At 46.5% G+C, this 22,901-nt stretch carries 16 protein-coding genes; 11 read left to right on the forward strand and 5 right to left on the reverse strand.

Features of this window, described 5'->3' with window-relative positions; genetic code table 11:
• Window positions 1–23: 23 nt before the first annotated feature.
• Window positions 24–1,250, forward strand: coding sequence for a Zn-dependent hydrolase (locus ACDZ28_RS09600; RefSeq protein ID WP_375104523.1), 1,227 nt, complete (start codon window positions 24–26; stop codon window positions 1,248–1,250).
• A 282-nt stretch (window positions 1,251–1,532) separates the two neighbouring features.
• Complete coding sequence (ald, locus tag ACDZ28_RS09605; protein ID WP_076116432.1) at window positions 1,533–2,666, forward strand: alanine dehydrogenase; 1,134 nt, start codon at window positions 1,533–1,535, stop codon at window positions 2,664–2,666.
• Between the two features lie 637 nt (window positions 2,667–3,303).
• On the opposite strand, the gene ACDZ28_RS09610 is transcribed toward ald, so the two are convergent.
• Window positions 3,304–3,426: a hypothetical protein gene (locus ACDZ28_RS09610; RefSeq protein ID WP_375104524.1), complete on the reverse strand. Its 123-nt coding sequence runs from the start codon at window positions 3,424–3,426 to the stop codon at window positions 3,304–3,306.
• A gap of 158 nt (window positions 3,427–3,584) precedes the next feature.
• Here ACDZ28_RS09610 and ACDZ28_RS09615 point away from each other — a divergent pair, with 158 nt between their 5' ends.
• The gene (locus ACDZ28_RS09615; RefSeq protein WP_375104525.1) at window positions 3,585–4,844 is read left to right on the forward strand and encodes a PucR family transcriptional regulator; all 1,260 of its coding nucleotides are present in this window, start codon (window positions 3,585–3,587) and stop codon (window positions 4,842–4,844) included.
• Between the two features lie 78 nt (window positions 4,845–4,922).
• Window positions 4,923–5,651, forward strand: a complete 729-nt coding sequence (locus ACDZ28_RS09620; RefSeq protein ID WP_375104526.1) for a protein-glutamine gamma-glutamyltransferase — start codon at window positions 4,923–4,925, stop codon at window positions 5,649–5,651.
• A gap of 87 nt (window positions 5,652–5,738) precedes the next feature.
• Here ACDZ28_RS09620 and hflX read toward each other — a convergent pair whose 3' ends face one another.
• The gene (gene hflX, locus ACDZ28_RS09625) at window positions 5,739–7,004 is read right to left on the reverse strand and encodes a GTPase HflX (protein WP_076116436.1); all 1,266 of its coding nucleotides are present in this window, start codon (window positions 7,002–7,004) and stop codon (window positions 5,739–5,741) included.
• A 490-nt stretch (window positions 7,005–7,494) separates the two neighbouring features.
• On the opposite strand from hflX, the gene ACDZ28_RS09630 reads away from it, so the two are divergent.
• Window positions 7,495–8,298, forward strand: coding sequence for a hypothetical protein (locus ACDZ28_RS09630; protein ID WP_375104527.1), 804 nt, complete (start codon window positions 7,495–7,497; stop codon window positions 8,296–8,298).
• Between the two features lie 101 nt (window positions 8,299–8,399).
• On the opposite strand, the gene ACDZ28_RS09635 is transcribed toward ACDZ28_RS09630, so the two are convergent.
• Both ACDZ28_RS09635 and ACDZ28_RS09640 read right to left on the reverse strand, forming a co-directional pair.
• Entirely contained in the window at window positions 8,400–11,420 is a 3,021-nt protein-coding gene (locus ACDZ28_RS09635) for a DEAD/DEAH box helicase (RefSeq protein ID WP_375104528.1), read from the reverse strand.
• Window positions 11,417–13,060 carry an SWIM zinc finger domain-containing protein gene (locus tag ACDZ28_RS09640; RefSeq protein ID WP_375104529.1) on the reverse strand — a complete coding sequence of 548 codons (1,644 nt, stop codon included), beginning with the start codon at window positions 13,058–13,060 and terminating at the stop codon, window positions 11,417–11,419. The genes ACDZ28_RS09635 and ACDZ28_RS09640 overlap by 4 nt, the downstream gene beginning before the upstream one ends.
• A gap of 453 nt (window positions 13,061–13,513) precedes the next feature.
• Between ACDZ28_RS09640 and ACDZ28_RS09645 the strand changes: the two genes are divergently transcribed.
• The 3 genes from ACDZ28_RS09645 (at window position 13,514) to clpB (ending at window position 18,086) form a co-directional block, all read left to right on the forward strand.
• A complete protein-coding gene (locus ACDZ28_RS09645; protein ID WP_042123453.1) occupies window positions 13,514–13,981 on the forward strand; it encodes an Hsp20/alpha crystallin family protein in 468 nt (155 codons plus the stop codon).
• 180 nt (window positions 13,982–14,161) lie between these two features.
• A complete protein-coding gene (locus ACDZ28_RS09650; RefSeq protein ID WP_375104530.1) occupies window positions 14,162–15,169 on the forward strand; it encodes a DnaJ C-terminal domain-containing protein in 1,008 nt (335 codons plus the stop codon).
• 274 nt (window positions 15,170–15,443) lie between these two features.
• A complete protein-coding gene (gene clpB, locus ACDZ28_RS09655; protein ID WP_375104531.1) occupies window positions 15,444–18,086 on the forward strand; it encodes an ATP-dependent chaperone ClpB in 2,643 nt (880 codons plus the stop codon).
• Between the two features lie 77 nt (window positions 18,087–18,163).
• Here the strand turns inward: clpB and ACDZ28_RS09660 are convergent, their stop codons facing one another.
• Complete coding sequence (locus ACDZ28_RS09660) at window positions 18,164–19,840, reverse strand: glycosyltransferase family 2 protein (RefSeq protein WP_375104532.1); 1,677 nt, start codon at window positions 19,838–19,840, stop codon at window positions 18,164–18,166.
• 204 nt (window positions 19,841–20,044) lie between these two features.
• Between ACDZ28_RS09660 and ACDZ28_RS09665 the strand changes: the two genes are divergently transcribed.
• From ACDZ28_RS09665 to ACDZ28_RS09675, 3 genes are all read left to right on the forward strand, one after another.
• Window positions 20,045–20,176 (forward strand): hypothetical protein, encoded by a 132-nt coding sequence (locus ACDZ28_RS09665; RefSeq protein WP_283936234.1) that lies wholly within the window; start codon window positions 20,045–20,047, stop codon window positions 20,174–20,176.
• Between the two features lie 87 nt (window positions 20,177–20,263).
• A complete protein-coding gene (locus ACDZ28_RS09670) occupies window positions 20,264–21,880 on the forward strand; it encodes an ABC transporter substrate-binding protein (protein WP_042123463.1) in 1,617 nt (538 codons plus the stop codon).
• A gap of 70 nt (window positions 21,881–21,950) precedes the next feature.
• Window positions 21,951–22,901 carry an ABC transporter permease gene (locus ACDZ28_RS09675; RefSeq protein WP_042123467.1) on the forward strand — a complete coding sequence of 317 codons (951 nt, stop codon included), beginning with the start codon at window positions 21,951–21,953 and terminating at the stop codon, window positions 22,899–22,901.

The following is a 22,901-nucleotide window of genomic DNA, read 5'->3' on the forward strand; positions in this document are numbered from 1 at the left end:
CGCTCGAAGCGGAGGGACCTACAATGCAGCTGCAAAAAATATTCGTAAACGGTGAGAGATTAAAGCATACGATTGAAGCATTTGCGGATTATGGGCGTACAGATAACAATGGCGTGACCCGGTTATCGCTGACTGAAGAGGATCTTAAGGTTCGGTATTATTTTCGATCCTGTTGTGAAGAATTGGGGATGTCTGTGAAGGTGGACGATATGGGCACGATGTACGCGACGCTTGCAGGTGTCGAGTCTGGTCCTCCTATTGTGATAGGTTCGCATATGGATACGGTGAAAAAAGGCGGCAGATTCGATGGCGTACTAGGCGTGATCGCTGGATTAGAAGTGGTGCGCACACTCGTAGATCACGGGATAAAACCGAAGCTACCGGTGACCATTATGAATTTCACAAATGAAGAAGGCGCTCGCTTTGAACCTTCGATGATGGCCTCTGGTGTGCTGGCCGGTAAGTTCGATAAGGTGGAAATGTTGAATAAAAAAGATCCGAAGGGGATTACCTTTGGCGAAGCACTGGAGAAGAGCGGATATCAGGGAGAAACGAGCAATCGTATTACCGAAGCTGCTGCTTATTTAGAGCTTCATATCGAGCAAGGTCCCGTGCTAGAACAAGAAGAACTGTCGATTGGTCTGGTGGACTGTGTAGTTGGCATGGCTTGTTACGAGATTGAAGTGACGGGTGAATCGGACCACGCGGGCACAACGCCTATGGCGATGCGCAAGGATGCCTTGTTCGCTGCCACGGATCTGATCACGGCGCTGCGAAGCAAGCTGAGTGTGCTCGACTCCGAGTTGGTGTATACCATGGGCAGAATGAACGTGCTACCTAATATTCATACCGTTATTCCTAATAAAGTGATCTTCACCATTGAGGCTAGACATAAAGAGATGGAGATTGTTGGCGAGGTGGAAGAGATTATCCATGGTTTGCCGGAGAGGCTGCTGGACTGCGAAGTGAGTAAGACCAAGCTTTGGGGCAGAGAGACCGTCTGGTTTGACCGGGGGGTATGTGATTTAGTGGAGCAAGCGACACAAGCCTTGGGTTATTCTAATCGGAAGATCGCAAGTGGCGCAGGGCATGATGCTCAGTTCGTAGCCAGCTTTCTGCCATCCGCGATGGTGTTTGTACCTAGTGTGAAGGGAAAAAGTCATTGTGAAGAGGAGTTTACCTCCTATGAAGACTGTGAAAAAGGGGTAAATGTAATCCTAGAAACGGTGTTGTTATTACTGTCAAAGTAATATGTGTCACTAAACATAACATTCCATTATGGTAGTAGTGCTTTAATTTCATACAAAATCGTCAAAAAGACACTCTAAGCAGTGTCTTTTTTTATGAGATAATGATTAGGGTTGTGTTGGGTACCAAATGAATCTGAAGTTGATGGGCGGTTTAAGACGAATCCATTGTGTAAAAACACAATGATGATAGATAATATTTTAATTTTTTACCAAAATGGGAATACTAAACGTATGTTATCATTCTTTACATAAGGGATCTACATTAGACGGGAGAGATGAATGATGATTATCGGAGTGCCTAAAGAAATTAAAAATAATGAGAATCGTGTAGCCATAACGCCTGCGGGTGTAGTTAGCCTTATTAAAGAAGGACATCAAGTGTTAGTGGAAGCCGGGGCTGGTGTGGGAAGCGGATTTCCGAATGAAGAGTATGCTTCTGCCGGAGCAAGGTTGGTTCAGGATGCAGCTACGGTCTGGAACTCTGCCGAAATGGTGATGAAAGTGAAAGAACCGCTGGAAAGCGAGTACCCCTATTTCCGTCCAGGCCTTATCTTGTTCACATATTTGCATCTTGCACCTGAGCCTTCTCTGGCCGCTGCTCTTAAGGACAATGGTGTCTTTGCTATCGGATATGAGACGGTTGTTCATGAACGTACCTTGCCGCTATTAACACCGATGAGTGAAGTAGCGGGCCGGATGTCTGTTCAACTTGGTGCTCAGTTCTTGCAAAAAAACTATGGCGGACAAGGAATTCTTCTCTCCGGTGTTCCCGGGGTTAGTCGCGGGAAAGTTAGCATTATCGGCGGTGGCGTAGTAGGTACCAATGCTGCGAAAATGGCGATCGGATTGGGAGCTGATGTTACGATTGTTGACCTCAGTGCAGAAAGATTACGTCAATTAGATGATATTTTTGGGGCACAGATCAATACACTGATCTCGAACCCTTACAATATTGCCAAAGTGGTAGCTGAGGCAGATCTGTTGGTTGGTGCGGTGTTGATTCCGGGTGCAAAAGCACCGAAGCTGGTTACAGAAGAAATGGTCAAGACTATGAAGCCGGGGTCAGTGATTGTTGATGTGGCCATTGACCAAGGTGGTATCGTAGAGACGATTGACAGAGTGACAACACATGATAACCCTGTATTTATCAAGCACGGCGTACTGCATTATTCTGTTGCTAATATGCCGGGTGCTGTTGCCAAAACTTCGACGATTGCTTTAACCAATGTTACCGTTCCATACGCCCTGCAAATTGCCAATAAAGGCGTGATCAAGGCGATTCAGGAAAATGCCGGCCTAAGAAGCGGTGTAAATATCGCTAATGGAAAAATTACCTGCCAAGCCGTAGCTGAAGCACTTGGAGAGAAAAATTTTACGGTAGAACAAGCGATGGAGCAGACGTTCACGATGAGCTAAATAGATGCGTTCCAAATGAGTAATAATATTTGGAAACCGACAAACAGCAAATTCCCGCTATGGGAGTTTGCTGTTTGTCGGTTCTGGGGGAATACACCTGGCTAGCTTCTGTTTCGAAGTGGGGAGATCTGGTAGAAGTTTGCTGATGCAATTTAGGAGTTGGTTTTACCTCGTAAAGAGGTGGATTAGACCGGGTGGTTTTTTGCTGGTGAGCTGTTAAGTAACTAGATTGTATTGTCTGTGACTAGGTACAGTGGTTGTTGCTAAAGCGGTGATAAAGGTGGATAGACTACATAGAAGTTGGTTAGAATTCGATCCAAAACAGCTAGTTTCTGCTGTGCCGTAGCCTGATTTGGCAAGTTACAGCTTGATTAGTTAGTATTTGTTTTTTTGTTACGGTGAGAGATTTGTTGAAGATGATTTTTAGGGAAATCCTCCCTAAAAATTACGCGAAAATGGCTTAAAACGCTATAATTAGGGAATTTCTCCCTAAAAATACGAAGAATATGCCCAATAATAACCTGATCGGTTGAATATTAGGGAGTTTTTCCCTGATTAGTAGTAAACCAAGCCTAAAATACAGAATTTTAGGGAGGAATTCCCTAAAAACTCTAAAGGGGCTCTCTCAAGTAGCGGTTTATGTGCTGTCGCGCCACTCCGTCACACCGTAACCCGCATCAACGTAGCCGGCAACTCCGTACCATGCAAACCCGCAACCCTGTAACCAACGTAATCCGTAACTCAGCAACTCCGCTCTCACGGAAATCTATAACCTCGTAACTCCTCCACCCGGCGATCTCAAGGCCTGCCATCTCGCCCCCATCCCATTATCTTATAGTCAGCTACGAGCACGCATACTATAATAAAATCACTCTAGAATGCAAGGATCGGCTATTTTTTTAGGCAGGGGTGGGGCTAGTGACGGATAAGGATCCATTGTTTGATCGTTTCTTCGATAGTATGGAATCGTTGGCGGATGCGATTAGTGAATCTCTTCAATCTCAAGTTACGATTGAGGATAGCAATCACCATGTGATCGGATACAGCTCCCATCAATTTGAGAGTGACTCTGCGAGAATTTCAACTATTATCGGAAAGCGCGTACCTAACGCTGTCATTATTGGCTTGCGCAAGAAGGGGATTATGCAGCAGCTTGAGCACGCTATACGTCCGATCCGGATTCCTGCGGTCATGGAAGTAGGACTTGGTCCCCGACTCGCTATTTGTATCAAACATCAGAAGGAAATTCTCGGGTACATATGGGTAGTGGATGCAGGCAATCTAGTTGAAGGGCACGCGGAGAATATTGTAGAGAAAGCGGCGGCCATCGTTGGTCGTTATATATTGAAGCAACGGGGTTGGAAGACGAAGCAGGAGAAGACTCAGGAGGATTTTTTCTGGAAGCTGCTTACCTCCCACTATGACAATGAAGCGAATATCAAGCAGGATGCAGAAGTTTGGTCGATTCTTTTGCCGGAAAAATATTATATTAGCGTGTTTGAGAGTGACAAAATTATCAATGATCATTTCATACTTCGGTTTCGGCAAACTATGGCGTCTTATCCGGGGCTGCAATTATTGTTTCTGACGGCGGAGCACAATCGGTTGATTATATTGTTTTCATTCAGCTTTCGCATGGAAGGAACGGGTGGGCTGTTTTCGTTCATGCATAAAATTATCGAGGATATGCGTAAAAGTGAGAGCTGTATGCTAGCTGCGGGCTGTAGTCTGGATTACACCGAATATATGTCGGCGGCTATTGCGTATTGGGAAGCGGGATCCATTCTGGAGATCAAGAAGCTGCTGCCTTTTCATGGCCGGGAGTTACTATTGTATGAGGATATTGGATTTTGGGCGTATATTCCGGCTATGCTGGAGCAAAAGCGCAGTCGAACCCGCAAAAGTCCTCTGCTCTATCCACTTAAAGAGCATGATCGTGAGCATAAAAGTGATTTTCTAAAAACGATCGCCGTTTATTTATCGCTGAATGGAAACCTGAAGGAATCGGCTGCTTTTTTACATATTCATACCAACACATTGCTGTATAGATTAAATCGCATAGCAGAGATTACAGGTAAAAGCTTGAAGGATACTGGATACCGTACTTCTATTTATTTGGATATTTTGACGGAAGAGACCAGGCAGCTCAATCAGTGGTTTATTGAGGCACGGGAATAAAATGAATTAAGCACCAACTGGGCAGTGAACACGTACAATAACCTATATTTAGAACCTATAACATTGGAGGGACTAAGCATGGTGAAGGAAGTTCGTTCACCCGATGCCCTTGACTTTGAACGGAAAATGAGAGAAAGCATCGTGGATTCGGCCGAAGGTTTAAATAATAGTGGAGCGGATTTTGCAACATTTGATGAGTCACGCGGTAATCCGCAATTTTGGACGCGTACAGATATCGGAGGACTTCAGCTGAATGCTGGCGTGGCACCTACGGTTGGGGTTAAAGACATTTTTCGGAACGGACATTTATATGCCTTCGAATGCGCGACAGCGATGGTCATTGTTATGTACAGGGCGACAATTGAAGCTATAGGTGAAGAAGCTTTTAATAGGTATTTTAAGGATTTGTTCTTATGGGATTGGAATTACGACGAGAATCTACGCTTAGTTACGAATTATAATAAGGATCAGATGCTTCGGGGAGATGTTGTGTATTTCAGGAATCCAGATCATGCCCCTAGCAAGCCGGAATGGCAGGGTGAGAATGCTGTTAAGCTTGAAGAAGACCTGTTTTATGGCCACGGCATTGGGATAACCACTGCAGAAATTATCATAGACTCTCTTAATGAGGAAAGAGTGCCCGGAAGTAATGTTTCAGCTTTTCTTACGAATGAATCGATACATCCTGATTTTAATTATTTACAGAGATTATCTACAGAATCTGTCTTACCCATGGCGGAAAACAGAGGCTCCCAATACACTGTTTTTTCAAGAATAGGGGTTCGAAGCTACATTTATAAAATCTAGAATCTAAGAAAGCACCAAGAAAAGCAATCTTCCTGCAAAAAAATCCCGGACCTCCGATAAGGTCCGGGATTTGCTGTGTTCGATAACCTAAAGCTCTGTAAAATCGTTGCGGAATTTCTCAAAATCAGATTTTCTGCATTCCAGCGCAAGCCGTGTGCCTGTTTCTTCATAGCTTGTGGATTGAACATGGGCATGCTCGTTAAAATAAGAGACCACATTGCCGCGATCGAACGGAATCAAAATTTCACACTGAACATAATCCGTAAAAACATGGCTGCGAATCAGATCTGTAAGCTCAGCCATTCCACTATTTTGTTTCGCGGAGAGATAGATGTTGTCCCCTTCAATATGCGGGTAAGGCAAGTCTGTTAGGTCAGCCTTATTATAGGCATAGATCGTCGGAATCTGATCAGCGCCGAGTGCTTTTAATGTCTCATCCGTGACGGCCATATGCTGCTGATGCTGTGGATCGGAAATATCGACTACGTGAATCAATAAGTCAGCTTCGGTCACCTCTTCGAGCGTGGAGCGGAAGGCTTTGACTAGATGATGGGGAAGCTGGCTGACGAATCCAACGGTATCCGTTAATAAAAAGGTTTTGTGATCCGGTAGCTCAATGCTCCGAACGGATGTCTCCAGCGTAGCAAATAACATATCTTTGGCGAACACTTGCTTATTAGAGCCTGGATGAAACGTCTCCACCATCACATTCATTAAGCTGGACTTGCCGGTATTTGTGTAGCCAACGAGACAGACAACCGGAACTTCATTCTTATGCCGCTGCTTCCGCTGAATTTGGCGTCTTGCCACTTGCTGTTGAAGCTCAACTTGTAACGCTGTAATCCGTTCTTCAATTCTTCTGCGATCCAGCTCCAGCTTCGTTTCACCAGCGCCTCTGTTCTTCAGCCCAGCACCACCGCCTTGTCTGCCAAGGGACTCCCGGAGTCCTGTTAATCGAGGCAACATATATTGTAGCTTGGCTACTTCTACTTGCAGCTGTGCTTCTTTGGTCTTCGCTCTTTCTGCGAAAATATTCAGAATTAGAATCGTCCGATCAATGACCTGACGATCCAAAGAAGACTCTAAATTGCGAATCTGTGATGGGGATAGCTCATCGTTAAAAATAACAATAGGAGCATCATGCGCTTCCAGAAGCGCTGATAATTCCTGGATTTTGCCTGTGCCGATATAGTGGGAAGGGTTGATCCGGCTTGCCTTTTGACTAAGTTCTCCGACAACCTCCAGGTCACAGGCGGCAGCCAAATTGCGCAGCTCCTCCATGGAATAGGCAAAGTTTGTTTCGTTTTGAAGCTGGACACCGACTATAATAGCTTTTTCTCGTAGTTGTTCCATATATTAATCATCCTCCAGTAGTAAAAAGTAAACGCAAAAAAACACAGGCCATCTGCCTGTGCTTACGGTTCGTTAGAGGACGTCAGAACAAATGTGTAAGGAGAAATCTCCATTACCACATTCGGGTCATCCATAGATATATCGAATTAAACAACGGCTGGGGCGTAGGGAAATGATAACTTAATCCCTTACGAGCAGCAGTTGGTTTATTGGCTTCTATGGAGTTAAATGGGTAGACCTATCCTGAGTCCTCTGCACATGGGCAGAGCTTTAGCGCTATTCAATTAGCCGCGCAAAGTTCTAACTCGGATAAAGTCTATCACACGTAACCCTCCGTTCATAAAAAGTTAAGTCGAGTTTACCATATCCTTTATTTGGTGGCAAATCTGTATTTTATGCTCGGTGAAGCACTTCTCTATTTTAATATCATCCAAGAATTCTAAAAAAAGATTGCATACCATATATATATAATTTGATATGAATAGGAGGTGTGAAGACATTGCCTGTCCTCTCTACAAACACCATCATTAATTTACCTGTCGACGGTACTCGTCCAATAGATCATGTTGTGATTAAAGTAGTTAACAATGGATTAGCTGGCGCGGCTTGTTATTTAACGGGTTTATCCAATAGTGCAAGTCCTCAGACAGTCTTTATTGAAGAATTATTTGAGCTGCAATATCGGGAAACGTTAAGCAGGACCTACGCTATTGTAGAGGAATTATTTCAATTTAATTTTGTATATTCACAGGAACAAATGAAGATTCAGATTTTTCTTGTGGATGTTAACGGTGTCTGGACGGATGTTAATCTGGAAGTGTTTCAAGTAAGCCGTATAACCTCGGAAATACGTGATAACGTATCCGTTACATCGACTGACTTTGCAGCGATCAGCTTTATGAGGAGCCCTGCCTTTACTCTTCCACAAGGTCTTGCGGCTGAAATCAGACCGGCAGCTTTAGATGTTCTGTCCAAAAGACCTGTGCGTTATATAGTCGTTGCAGGCGGGACACTGGATGGGACATTCGAGAATTTTCCTACACCAACTACGAATATTCCTGTTACGGATACGGCACTGCTAGTGAATTACACCTGCACTTCAGTCACTGGTGGAAAGGTTATTATGCAAGGTACAGGATCAGGGATCTCTGGTGCGTATGCGAATTTGGCCGTTAATTTGCTTAATGAGCGACTCTCTTACGAGCTTCAACATGAGCCAGTGACTTTGGTAGTTAACTCACTCTCAGGTGATGATGATCTTGCAGTCACCTTTAAAATGTCTGAGCAATGGTGAGCGCTCAATAATCTAGTGCTGAAGATAAATTCGGGTGATTGAAAAAAGGAACATCCGCGTAGATGCGAATGTTCCTTTTGATAGCGTTGCAAGCGGTAGGTTTAATCTGTTAAGCCTCGCCGCAATGTAAATAGGTCTTTCAAAGCTTCAGTAGACAGCTCGGTAATCCAGCCTTCGGAGCTGGAGATGACATTATCACTTAGCTGCTGCTTACTCTCCAGCATCTCATCAATCTTTTCTTCGAGCGTCCCGAGGGCGATGAATTTATGCACCTGCACATCACGTGTCTGGCCCATCCGATAAGCACGGTCTGTCGCCTGATTCTCAACGGCTGGATTCCACCAGCGATCGAAATGGAATACGTGGTTGGCTGCAGTTAAGTTCAGACCGACACCTCCAGCTTTGAGTGAAAGGATGAACACATTCGGCTGATCAGACGGTGACACCTCTGGACGTCTGGCCCTTTCGTCCGCAGAAGGGGCGGGCGTCTGAAATTGCTCAATCATTCGGTCACGCGCCTGTTTGGAGGTGCTTCCGTTCAAATAAAGGACAGGCTCTCCCAGCTCCTGCTGTAGAACAGCTTGAAGCATTTTCCCCATCCCTACATATTGCGTAAAGATGAGACAGCGCTCATCCTCTTCACGTAGCTCCTTCACCATATCCAGCAGTCTTTCGAGTTTAGAGGAACGGTTAATGAGTTGACTAGTGTCCAGCTTGTTGTCTGAATCAGTTTCAGGGAGGGCTTCCTTGGTCACGAGCATCGGGTGATCACACAGCTGTTTAAGTCCGGTTAAAGCTCCAAGGATGGCACCTTTGCGCTCGATACCTTCCAGCTTCTGCATACGGTCGAGCAGTCCGTTTACGGTCTGATCATAGAGCGCAGCTTGTTCAGCTGTCAGATGAACATAAGTCTTCATCTCATTTTTATCGGGTAGATCGAGCTGGATATTAGGATCCTTTTTCTTGCGGCGAAGCATGAACGGCTTCACGAGATTCTGTAGGTCCGCCGTACGCTTCTCGTCACGTTCCTTCTCAATGGCATTACTGAACCGGTCGTTAAAGGCTTTGGCGGTGCCCAGATAACCTGGGGTTATAAAATCATAAATGGACCAGAGCTCCGATAATCTGTTCTCTATAGGTGTTCCTGTTAGCGCAATCCGGTGTAAAGCCGGGAAGCTGCGCACAGCTACCGACTGCTTCGTTTGAGCATTCTTGATGTTCTGTGCTTCATCGAGGCAAATCGCCGCCCAAGTGAATTCCTTTAGCAATTCCTGATCAAGGGCCGCAGTCGCATAAGAGGTAAGTACCACGTCCGCTTGCGAAGCAGCGCCATAGAAGAATCCTGCATCCAGACGGCGACTTCCGTAGTGAAGCATCACATTCAGAGAAGGCGCGAAGCGCTGCAATTCCTTCTGCCAGTTACCAAGTACAGAGGTAGGGCAGATGATTAGAGCAGGCCAGCCAGGCGGGTCGGTCTGGCGACGAGATGAGCTAGGATCGGTATTTTCTTTGATATGAAGTAAATATGCGATGAGTTGGACGGTCTTGCCAAGCCCCATATCATCGGCTAGACAAGCCCCCAAACCGAATTGACGCAGGAAAGTCAGCCAAGCATATCCTTCGTGTTGATAGGTGCGTAGCTCTGCCTGGAGTCCTGCGGGCACTGGAGGCTTCGGCCACTGTGAGCGTTGGCCCAGCTGACCAATGAGGCTGATCAAATGCTCGTTTAGCTCTACCTCGAGCCGCAGGCGCGCCGCATCCTCTTGAAGCTGCTCTTCTGTAGCCTCAGCCTCAGCTTCCTCACTCGCTTGCAGCAAATGAAGCTGAAGCACATCTTGGAAAGACAAGCCTTGTGACTTATCCATTCCAGCCATGGCTCTTTGGATTTGTGCCAGCAGCGCGGGATCGAGCGAGACCCATTTGCCTTTGAAGCGCACGAGTCGTTCACCTCTTGCGACTAGCTCGGCAAATTCAGCTTCGGTGAGGTCGACGTCGCCGATGGAGATTCGCCAATCGAAATCGATGATCGAATCGAGGCCGAACAGCGACTCGCCGCCGCTGCGTTTGTCCTCGCCGGAGCTGATCTTGGCGCGGAGGCGTGGTTTTTTCCGGCTGGCGGCTTCCCACCACGCCGGCAGCAGCACCTGCCAGCCTGCTTCCAGCAGCCGCTGGCTCTCGACCGTCAAGAACCGCCAAGCGATGGCATCGCTGAGCGGTTCGGCCAGTACGTCGCCGCCCGCCGCGAAGCGCTCGGGCGGCAGACTGCCGCGGAGGCGCTCCAGCCATCCCGCGGCGCGTTCGTGCACGTGGGCCGACCATGCTGTCGGCCACAAGCCGTGCGGCTCGCCGTCATCGGCGAGCCTGATGGGAACAAGCGCGGATTCATCGCGCTTGTCCTGGAGGATCAGCTGTAGCCGCCAAGGGGATTCATCCCCCTCCGGCTCCAGCAGCTGAAGTGCGGGCCGGAAAGGCGCGGTATCCGCCTTCCAGCCAATGGCGATAAGCCATGCAGCGGTATCCATGCCCGCTGCAAGGGCCCCGCTTCTATCGAATAGAAGCGGGAACTCGCTCCGGAGGTCGCCTGCTGCGGCCTCCGTGCTGTAGTACCTCTGCGATACGGCGGCGGAGAACGCCGCGCGTAGCCCGCGGCTAAATTCGCTGCCGCCATTTAGCGCCTCAAGGGCACCCTTGGCAGTGTCATTCTCCACTGCCACCTGCGCAAGAGCTCCCTCATCCCAAGTCCATTGCAACCTCCCGGTGCGGTAAGCGGAGATATCGGGAATATACTGTTTGTTCTCCAAACATATAGCCAAAAGTGGTGCAAGTTCAGTCAGATGAGCCGCCTCGCCCTCCCAGTTCCATTCGATATGCGACAGCAGCTTCTGCTCTGCAAAGAAGGGGATGACCTGCTCCGCAGGAAGAATTACTAGCTCTACACCTTCACCGGCCGGTTGAACCGTTAACTCCGTACCATAAAAAGACGCCTCATGCCAGGCGAATAGCCGCTGCTTAAGCTGCAAACCGGGCACCAGATCTTCTCTTTCATTCATTCCATATAGTAAAGCGTCGCCATACTGGCTTAATGCAAGCTGGATGGTCAGCGTGCGCAAATGCATGTTCATGGTATTAGCTTTCCTTTCCGAAGCTCCTCTTGCAGCGCACGAAGTCTGCTGTGCCTAGTGGTGAAGGCAATAAGGAACTCTTCCCACCGTTCTTCTTGTTTCATTTTTTTATACAGCTTGGATAATCGCTTCAAAAGTTTTACAGCTGCTTTGTAGCTATGTCTATTTTTATCCAGCACAAATCTTTCAGCGGCCTGATGATAGAAGGGGAGTAGAACCTCGGGTGCATTTTTCTCCATAGGCTGGAGGTCTGTAACACGAAATTCAGAAGGCTGTTTACCGATGGACAGTTGATAATCCATCCATATATGCCATTTTTCATAGGTAATTAGCTTCTCTTCGTATACTTCGCCAGAGATAGGTAGCATAGTGGCTAATGTATTCCACATCTTCGGTTCAGCTTCAGGAAGGTGGCGAACAGCCTCTTCCCAGCTATTCGAATAGTTATTCAAATTATAGAGTCTGCTGCTTAGCAGTGGACCGATCTGAACAAGCCAACTCACCAAGCGTGACCACTCACCTGCATCCAGAAGCGGGGAGGTGAAGCTCATAAGCTCATCGGGATGGAGACCCGGGCGCTCGGCAGCCTTATTCAGCAATTCCCAAGCTTGTGGGTCCTTCTTCAGATAAAAATACATGCGGCTTTGGGCCAACAGCCAGGCATGCCGTGACAGGGAAGCGCCTAATTCACCTTCTGCTTGCTGAAGCTGTTTGATTTCATCTAGATAAAGCTTAGTTCCACCCGTATTCGGGTAGATCCAGTTTCTCCACAGCAAGTCATAGCAAAGTGAAAAAGAGGGCTGATCCCGTAAGCGATCACGCGACTCCGTCAACATCTCACGCCGTAAGTAGGCGAGCGTATTGATGATATGCGGCCATAGGTCGTATTCTTGCTCTTGCTCGGGAGACAGCGGGAGTGTGCTTTTTAACAAACGGGTGATGGCTTCCTGTAGTTCTGAGACCGCTACTTGCGTGTAATATCCGAGTGATGCAGTGAAGGCGACCTGACCCGGTAGATTGGCGGAAGGCTTAGCTAGCTTTTCTAAAAGAAAAAGATGGGCATGCAGAGCGAATAGCTTGTCCAATTCCGGAGATAACTTCGGCTTGGATTTAGTAATGGAAGATAACGCACGATCCACATATTCAGGATTCCGAGTGGTATGTGCCAGAGGGGTAATGCAGATTGCAAAATACTCTCGCCACTCCGTGAGGCCTCCCTCAGCGATCCGGCTGGCATGCTCTTTTAGCTGTTGCTGGTGCTTTCCATCTGCTCCGATAGGGGAGCTACTCGATGTTTTTGGGAGAAAGGACGCAGCCTTGGCGTTAGCTAGAACTTGTACAGATCTATTCTGTTGTTCGGCAAAACTAAGCAGTACGGCAGCCATATGCTTACAATGACCTGAAACAGGGCAGTTGCAATGACACCGAGTGAAGCTGTCCAGATCAATCGTAACGCGGTAATCCTCTCTACCTTCAACAAGTGCATTGATCTTAGATGGCTCCGTCATAGTGAACGAACGAATCCGGCTTTGCTTATAATATTGGAACCCCCGTTTGAGGGTAAGGTCATCGAAATAATAGGCGACATTCTGGATGAGCTTACTCCACTGCGTATCATCCATAGTATAGGTTGGTTGCATACAATTGGTCTCCCGTAATAAAAATGTTCGTTATTTGAATTTCATTATATCATTTCTTTTTGAGTAGGATGTTTTGGGGTTGTAATGAATGCGAAGTTGCTGGCTTGTATGGAACCTAAGCTCTAAACATATACTAATCGTACTGCATTTTGAAATATAAGAACGTAAGAGTTTCAATGATTCTTATATTTTGGCAGAAACGATTATCATCTCTGAGAGGACGCCGAAGGCGGTTCTTTTTAGATAGGGGGTAATGGTTGATTTTATGTAAATCAAACAAAGGTCAAAAAAGGTCAAATCATTAAATATGTTTAAATTTGTAGCATTAAATCAGCTGATTTGCCTGAATTTGACCGAAAATTGGCTTAAATCGATTTTGTTATTCCTCTGGCAGGGGACTATAATAAGGTCATAGGTCAAATAAAGTCAAAGTCAATGAGAGGAGAATGGATAATGTTTGATTTGGTTCCTTTTGGTAAACGTAGAGATGATGCTTTTGGTATGCTGGCTAAGTCTTTGAATGATGTTTTTAACGATGATTTTTTTGCTCCGATCAAGAGCTCAACGATGTCCTTTAGAACGGATATTCGCGAGAGTGACCAGGCTTACCTGATTGAAGCTGAACTTCCTGGCTTTAAAAAAGAAGAAATCGATATTGATTATGCCAGCCCCTACTTGACGATTAAAGCGGTGCGGAAGGAAGAGAATGCCGAGGAGAACAAGGATCATCAAATTGTACGCAGAGAACGTCGATATGGTGAATATGTTCGCAGATTCTATGTTCAGGACATTGCAGAAGAAGAGATCCGCGCGTCTTTGAAAGACGGATTACTGAAGCTGGAAGTTCCAAAACGGCAAAAGCCGCAAGGAAAACGCATTGAAATTCAAGACGGAGATTCTAGCGGTTCGCAGTCTGAATAAGCATAATTTAGGCGGAATTAGTTTCCGCTTAACATCTTAGAGATTGGCAGCGGGCTTTTGATATAGTGTTATGAATAAAAGGCGCATTGTAGTGGAGGATTCCGGCTATGGTGCGTCTTTTCTCGGAATGGAATGATAAGTTAAGTTACAGGTAATAAAGCAATGAAAGGAGGAATCCGAGTGGCTAACAACAACTATTATGATGCTTTGGGTGTGAGCAAAACAGCAACCAAACAGGAAATTAAAAAGGCTTATCAAAAGCTCGCCAAGAAGTGGCATCCCGATGTGAACAAAGCTCCTGAGGCAGAGGCCAAATTCAAAGAAGCGGCTGAAGCCTATGAAGTGCTTGGTAATGAGGAGAGACGAAAGCTTTATGATGAGGAGCTGCTTTATGGGGCTCAGCGTGGTAGAGCGGGTGGAGGTGCTTCGAGCGGGGCCTCTTCGTGGGATTCGAACTTTGGTGGAAGCTGGAGCGGCGGAACTTATTCTACAGGGGGCTCTGGCATTTCGGAGGAAGATTTGTTTGGAATGTTTTTTGGGAATCGGGGCTCGGCGGATCGAGCTGGCTTTGATTTCTTTTCTAGTAGTGGTAGTGGCCGTTCGAGCAGCAATCCATGGGGTGAGGCGCACAGTACGACGCAGGCGCAGCTGGATATTACGTTGGAGCAGGCTTATAAAGGAGCAACTGTACGAGTACAGATTGGTGATAAAACTGTGGATGTTCATGTTCCGCCGAGATCTAGTGAAGGTACGATTTTAAAAATCGCAGGGAACGCTCAAAGTGGCATAGCTCCAGGCGGCGATATACTGCTGGCACTTCATATTCTTCCTCATGATATTTACGAGGTTCGAAATGGCGACTTATGCGGCGTAGTTGAAGTTGCTCCATGGCAAGCGGTATTGGGCGGAGAGGTGAAGGTTCCACTACCTGGCGGCGGTGCTGTGAAGTTGAAGATTCCTGCAGGAATTCAGAGCGGCAAAACGCTGCGCATCCCAGGCAAAGGTTTGAAGCGTGAAAATGGTACGAATGGTGATATTTTATTTGGTATTGAGATTATTATTCCTGAGACAACCAGCGAAGCGGAAAAGAACTTGTACCGTAAACTGGCTGAATCCAGCCGATTCGAGGCCAGAGCTAAACGCCAAAGCACCGGTGCGCAGCGCCAAAAGTCTAAAGTGGGTAATTAATAGATAGGTAGAGGTAGAATTGGTGAATATGGTGAATGGAATGCTAGCTGTAGGATAGTAACTTGATTTAGAAACTAACTATAGAAGAGACCTGTGAGGAGTGTCGGGAAAAAGGAAGGCTAAAGTGTGGTGAAGTGTGCTAAATGCGGCTTAATGAGTGAAAAGAGGTACAAAAATACCCCAAAATGCGCTGAATGCGGCGCACCAAATTAACTTATACCGGCTAAAACGGCCGATCCTATATATCATTCTTAAATAGAAAGGTGAGAGAGCTATGGATTTCAATAAACTTACTCAAAAGCTGCAGGAAGCAGTGGCTGCGGCGCAGTCGCTTGCTTCAGACAGCGGACATCAGGAGATCGATAATCTCCATCTGCTAAAAGCATTACTCCAGCAGCAAGAAGGCTTGCTGCCAAGACTGCTGCAAAAGATGAATGTCCCCGTAGCTGAGATGCTGCGCAGCACGGATGAACTGCTTGGGCGTAAGCCGAGCATCAGCGGGTCAGGAGCAAGCACGGTGCGGCGTTATGCCTCGCAATCGCTGATCCATCTGCTGGAGCAGGCGGAGAAGGAAGCGGCGAAGATGCAGGATGAGTTTGTCTCTGTGGAGCATGCTGTGCTGGCCATGGTGTCGGATTCGAGCAGGGACAATCGTGAGCTGCGTGATCTTTTTGTCAGTCGTGGCCTAACACGCGAGAAGCTGATGTCTATACTTGCGGAGATTCGCGGGCATCAGCGTGTAACGAGTCGGGAGCCAGAGGCTACTTATGAGGTGCTGGAGAAATACGGACGTGATCTGGTAGCAGAGGTTCGTGCAGGCAAGATCGATCCAGTCATCGGGCGTGACGCAGAAATACGCCGCGTGATCCGAATTCTGTCCCGTAAAACGAAGAATAACCCTGTTCTCATCGGTGAGCCAGGTGTAGGGAAAACGGCAATTGTAGAAGGCTTGGCTCACCGGATTGTACGCAAAGACGTACCGGAGGGTCTGAAGGATAAGACGATTTTCTCGCTGGATATGAGTTCCCTCGTAGCAGGCGCGAAGTTCCGTGGTGAATTCGAGGAACGCTTGCAGGCGGTGCTTAGGGAAGTTCGTGAAAGTAACGGCCGAATTATTCTTTTTATTGATGAGCTGCACACGATTGTAGGCGCAGGTAAAACTGAAGGCTCGATGGATGCTGGCAATATGCTGAAGCCGATGCTGGCTCGGGGTGAGCTGCACTGTATCGGTGCCACAACGCTCGATGAATACCGCAAGTATATTGAGAAGGACCCTGCGCTGGAGCGCCGTTTCCAACAGGTGCTGGTCAGCGAACCGGATGTAGAAGATACGATCTCCATTCTACGCGGTCTGAAGGAACGGTTCGAAGTCCATCATGGAGTCAAAATCCATGACAGCGCCCTCGTCGCTGCAGGAGTTCTGTCTAACCGCTACATTACGGATCGTTTTTTGCCGGATAAAGCGATCGACTTAGTGGACGAAGCTTGCGCCATGATCCGTACAGAGATTGACTCTATGCCGGGTGAGATGGATGAAGTAACCCGTCGTCTGATGCAGATGGAGATTGAAGAAGCAGCACTTAAAAAGGAAACCGATGACGCCAGCAAACGCCGTCTGGAAATCTTACAACGTGAACTCGCCGATCTTAAGGAGAAGCAGCTTGGGATGACGGCGCGTTGGGAGAAGGAGAAGTCAGCGATTCAAGGCATCCGCGACCTCAAAAAACGGCTGGAGCAAGCCCGGAAGGATTTGGTCGATGCGCAGGAGGAATATGATCTTAATAAATCTGCCGAACTGAGCTATGGAATTATTCCTGATCTGGAGCGGCAATTGAAAGCGGCTGAAGAAGCGGCTCAGCAGGATCAGGATACTAGATTATTGCGTGAAGCTGTAACCGAGGAGGAAATCGCAGATATTGTATCGCGCTGGACGGGCGTTCCAGTTAGCCGACTGGTTGAAGGCGAACGGGATAAGCTGCTGCGTCTGGAAGAAACGCTGCATGAACGTGTTGTGGGCCAAGATGAAGCTGTCAGCTTGGTGGCTGACGCCGTACTTCGGGCAAGAGCTGGGATCAAAGATCCAAATCGGCCGATCGGTTCCTTTCTGTTCCTCGGTCCGACTGGCGTAGGGAAGACGGAGTTGGCTAAATCACTCGCGGTCTCTCTCTTTGATCGCGAAGATGGCATGATCCGTATTGATATGTCGGAGTATATGGAGAAGCACAGTGTTTCTCGCCTGGTCGGAGCACCTCCGGGATATGTTGGATATGAGGAGGGAGGCCAACTAACAGAAGCGGTACGGCGACAGCCATATACAGTAGTGCTGCTCGATGAAGTGGAGAAGGCGCATCCTGATGTATTTAATATTCTACTGCAGCTGCTTGATGATGGGCGGCTGACCGATTCGCAGGGCCGGATGGTCGACTTCAAGAACACGATCATTATCATGACCTCAAATATCGGCTCACCACATCTGATTCAAGGCACCGATGAGAAGGGTCAGCTTACGGAGGCGGCTAAGGACAGAGTAATGAAGGAACTAAGTGGACATTTCCGTCCGGAGTTTCTGAACCGGGTTGATGATATTGTGATGTTCAAGCCTTTGACCCTGGGCGAGATCGAGAAGATCGTGGACAAACTGGTAGACGGATTGCGTTTACGCCTTGCTGAACGGGAGATTGGTCTTCAATTAACTGAACCGGCGGTACGTTTTATCGCTAAGGAAGGTTTTGATCCAGTGTATGGTGCTAGACCGCTGAAACGCTTTATCCAGCGTAGTTTGGAGACCCGTGTGGCCCGTGCGATCATTGCTGGCGAAGCCGCAGAAGGTTCAGTGATTCAAGTAGATGAATCTGGCGGTGACCTGACAGTTACCATCATGAAGCCAGAAGGCGATGAACCACAGCGTGCTGAATAAGAGGTTCGTACGATGTAAAAATATAAGGCATCCACAAAGCCGTTAAGGTTTTGTGGACGCCCTTTTTTTTAGTACACTCACTCCACCCAAGGTATTAAATGGGGGTGTTCATCCAGAATGGACAGGTATTGCTCCTTCCAGCCGTATTGGCCATCGGGATCAAGGAGCATGTAACGCAGATATTTTTCTAAACGGAATTCTGCCTTCGACCAACCTAAATGCTTGAGTCGTAAGTTGCTTAGCTGGTGGGGAAGCTCGAAAATATTTTCCGGAAATCGCCCACAGTGCTGTGGGGATTCATTCCATACATAGTTGAAGTCTTCTTTATAGCGAAGCAAAAAAGGACGGTAATTCAAATGAGAGCGCCAGTAAATATCTTCTCTGTAATGGGTGGCGTTCCATAAATCGTAGAGACGGAAGCAGAATAGATCGACCTCGTCAGCGTACAGTAACGTTTCAATATTTGCAGCAAAACTGGGTTCAAAGATTTCGTCTGCATCCAGACTCAGAATCCACTCAGGATTCGTCTTCAGAACCTCTTCCCACTGCTGCTTTCGCAGCTCAATTTCATTGCTGAATTTGGATATGGTATTGTGCACGAGATGAACGGGAATGCCTTCAAGGGCTTCCAAACAGATAGCTGCTGAATTATCCGTGCTGCCATCATCAATAATGACGGCCTCATCGATGTATTTGCGATGCTCCTCCAGAACCTGTCGCAGAAAGCGTCCACTTTCATTTTTCACAACCATAGTGAGGGTTAGCTTGGGCCGCTTTTTGGCTAGAGGGATTGTTTCCTTGGAACTTTCATTGTCTGTATTGTCTGTAATGTCTGTATTGTCTGCATTGGTTAGATTGTCTGGTGTGGATGTCGGCTCTGTCGATATAGGCACATCATCCGCAGATAAATTGCTCTCTGCATCAGTGGAGTCAGCTTTGGTCTCCGTTGTTTCTTTGATAAAATCGTCAACTTTGCTCAAATCACTGTCTCTATACAAGTGTAGCGCCGGATAATGGGTGTCGACGAACAGGGGAATGCCAAGGGCTGCGGCACGAATGCAGAAATGGCGGTCTTCTCCCCAATATGAAATGTTGCGAATTTGATTGTAGCTAACCCCGGCTTTTATCGCATGCTGACTAATCAATGTACAAGCCCCGAGTCCACCCACTTCATAAATTCCGGGATTCCGCATCTTAGCTATGAATTCATGAAATCTGCGATTGATCTCCTCTGGTTGCAGTTTTTCGCCGGGCAGTAACTCCCATTGATTGTATTCGTCGTGCATCCATACCTGCGGCTGAAACATAGTTCCTGGCTGCCACTGCGTCCAGAATACCTCTGAAATAATATCCTTGTTCGTACCTATGAGATGTCTGAGGGTGTCGGGATGGAGAATGAGATCGGAGTCAATCAGAAATAAATAGTCATAATTCAGGGTCTGGGCACGGTTGATCATGAGATTCTTAAAGTTGGCTACTTTCCAGACTAAATCGGTACTCCAGAAGTGGGTAGTATCATTGCGAATATACGCATCATGAAAGCCGGAGCTCTGAAGATAAATATGATCACCCATGCTTTTGAATTCCTGGAGTAGCCGGGTTGATTCCTCATCATCATTATCATCTATCAGATGAAAATCCAGCTCAATATTGGCTACATTCAGACGAAGCAAGGAATTGAGAAATTCTTTTAAAACCGTAGGCTTCTGGTGGATCGGACTGCCGATCAATACACGAATCTTGGTTTCCGTCATTGCCGCCTCCTTGAGGGATGCCCCCTCTTTCCTTGGATGTATCCGTATGTTCTCAATATATTTACAGGGGAGCGGCAATAATCCTTATTTTTCAAAGTTCTGTAAAGTAAATGAGTGTTAGATATATTAATTCGTAACAATCTGCTGTACAATAACCGAATAATTAGATACAGATGCCAACATGAACCGCAGAGGATGAGAGCAATGGGTAAATCACCGCTAAAAGTACAGGAGTTAATCAATCGAATATTAGGCATGAATCCTAGTGCGGATGTGTTCTGGTATGATGCAAATGGTGGTAGAATTATCGATTTCCTCAATATTACATTAATGTGAAATGCTATCCATTGTAATTCCTAGTATTCCGATATACAATATAAAAAACACAAGCAACGCAGAATACAGATTACGGGGGAGAAACTTATGCGTAGAGGATTATCTGGAGTTATTACTTTGATTTTGTTAACATTTTTGATTAGTGCGTGCTCCGGAGGGAACACCGCCACTTCCACAAATACAAATCAAACACCTGCTACTAATGATGGAACGACAACAAGTACTGAGCCAAAAGATGGAGGCAACTTGATTATTGGGGTCGCTGCTGATCCTGTTATTCTCAATCCAAACTATGCGGGTGACCGTGTCAGTCTTACGATTGACCAAGCGCTCTATGCTCCACTGTTCCAAGTAAATGATGGTAAGAAGACCTTCTACTTGGCAGACAGCCTGACACTGTCAGAAGATAACCTGACTTATACTTTGAAGCTTAAAGATGGTCTTACATGGCATGACGGAGAAAAGCTTACTGCTGACGATGTCGTGTTCACGATTGATAGCATCCTCGATGAGAAACAAAACAGCATGTTGAGAGCAAACTTATTCATCGGTGATAAACCCGTTAAGGCAGTTAAGGTGGATGATCTGACCGTAGAGTTCAAGCTTCCGCAGGTCAGCCCAGCTTTTGAAGCTACACTAGTGCAAGTATTCCCGATTCCAAAGCATATTTTTGAGAATGAGACGGATCTAGAGAAAAGCACCAAGAATGCTGCTCCGGTCGGATCTGGCCCATTTAAATTTAAAGAATACAAACCAGGCGAATATGTTACACTCGAGAGATTTGATAACTATTTCGGCGGCAAGCCACATCTTGATTCCGTAACATACCGGATTGCTAAAGATACGAATGCTGCAAATCTCGCACTTCAGAACGGTGAGATCAATATTAAATATCTAGATCCACAGGATGTTGGTACGATTGAGGCCTCGAATAATTTCGAAATCCTTCCTTATAGTGAAGGTCGATTGTCCTACCTGTTGTTCAATGCGAACAGCGATAGAGGCGCTCTTGCTAAAAAAGAAGTTCGTCAAGCCTTGTCTCTAGCACTAAGTCGTGATGAAATCATTCAGGCTGCTTATACCTCTAACGAGTATGCAGACCCGGCGAAGTCATTCTTGACTCCGGATGCATTGTTCTATACTAATGATGTACCTTCTTTCGATAATGATGTGGAAAAAGCAAAAGAGCTTCTGCAATCGGCTGGGGTTAGCGATCTGAAATTGAGATTGATTGTATCGAGCGGTAATAAAGCTCAGGAAGCCATTTCACTATACGTGCAACAAAAGCTAAAGGCCATTGGCGCTGAAGTTGAACTGCAAAATATGGATGCCTCGGCATATGGTCAGAAGTTCAGCGATATGAACTCAACAGATTTTGAACTTGCGATTGCAGGTTATATTATGGGTTACGATCCTGATGCTTACAGAATTTTGTATACTTCTACTGCTGACTCCAACTACACGCATTATAATAATGCTGAGGTTGATAAGCTGTTCAATGAAGGTGCAGGAGAAGCAGATGTGACTAAACGTGGTGAGATCTACAAGAAGATCCAAGAGATCATTGCTGACGATGCACCAATTTATCCAATTGCTAATACTAAGACTATTGTAGCTGTCTCCAAGAACTACGGCGGTCTTGAAGAAGCAGTCTTGAAGCCTGTCGTTATTTTTGAAGATTTATCGAAAATCTACCTTAAATAAAAACGGGAAAAAGTAAGCTGGGTTATCCAGCTTACTTTTTTACCGATACAGAACTGGGAGAATAAAACGTATGAGACAACTTATCGTCCGAAGATTACTGCAAACCCTGCCGATGTTATTTTTTGTTTCGGTTGTGTGCTTTGCGATGATTAAGCTGGCTCCGGGGGATCCGGTCTTATCCTTCGTTACGCCGAATATGCACGCAGATGATATTGAGCGCATCCGGCATAACCTTGGGCTGGATAAGCCAGCCTACATTCAATATTTAATCTGGATTAAAGAAATACTGCAAGGGAATTTCGGTTATTCCCTAGTGAATCATCAGCCAGTATTGGATCAAATTCTTGAACGCCTACCTGCAACCGCCGGTTTAATGGGTTCTGCAATCGGTCTTGCTGTTTTGCTGGCGATTCCACTCGGTCTTATTGCCGGGGCAAACCGGAACCGCTGGGTGGATAAGCTGATTAATTTCTTATCCTATGTTGGAATATCTGTGCCTTTGTTTTGGCTTGCCATTTTACTGATGTACTTATTCGCGATTAAGCTGCACCTGCTTCCTATTATGGGGATGCGAACGATTGGTGTGGAATCGGCGTTTGATGTATTCAAGCATGGTATCCTGCCTTGCACTGTGCTTGCTTTTGGGTTCCTCGCAGGTTATGTGCGATACATTCGCTCTAGTACCATTGGACAGCTAAAAGAAGAGTACGTGCAGATTCAATATGCTTTTGGATCTAACAAGACTACGATTTTGTTCCGTCATGTAATGAAGCATGTGTTGCTTCCTGTAATTACATTGCTCGGGATGTCTATGGGTGATCTGGTGGCAGGTGCAATTGTAACAGAAACGGTATTTTCATGGCCGGGTATTGGCTCTTTGGGGATGACTGCAGTAAAAGGGATGGATTACCCCGTGATTATGGGAATTACTCTATTCTCCTCTTTAATGCTGATCATCGGCAATCTGGTCGCGGATATTCTATATAGCTTCGTGGACCCACGAATTAAATTAACGAGGTGA

This window comes from Paenibacillus sp. RS8, from assembly GCF_041956825.1.
Lineage (GTDB): Bacteria > Bacillota > Bacilli > Paenibacillales > Paenibacillaceae > Paenibacillus_AQ.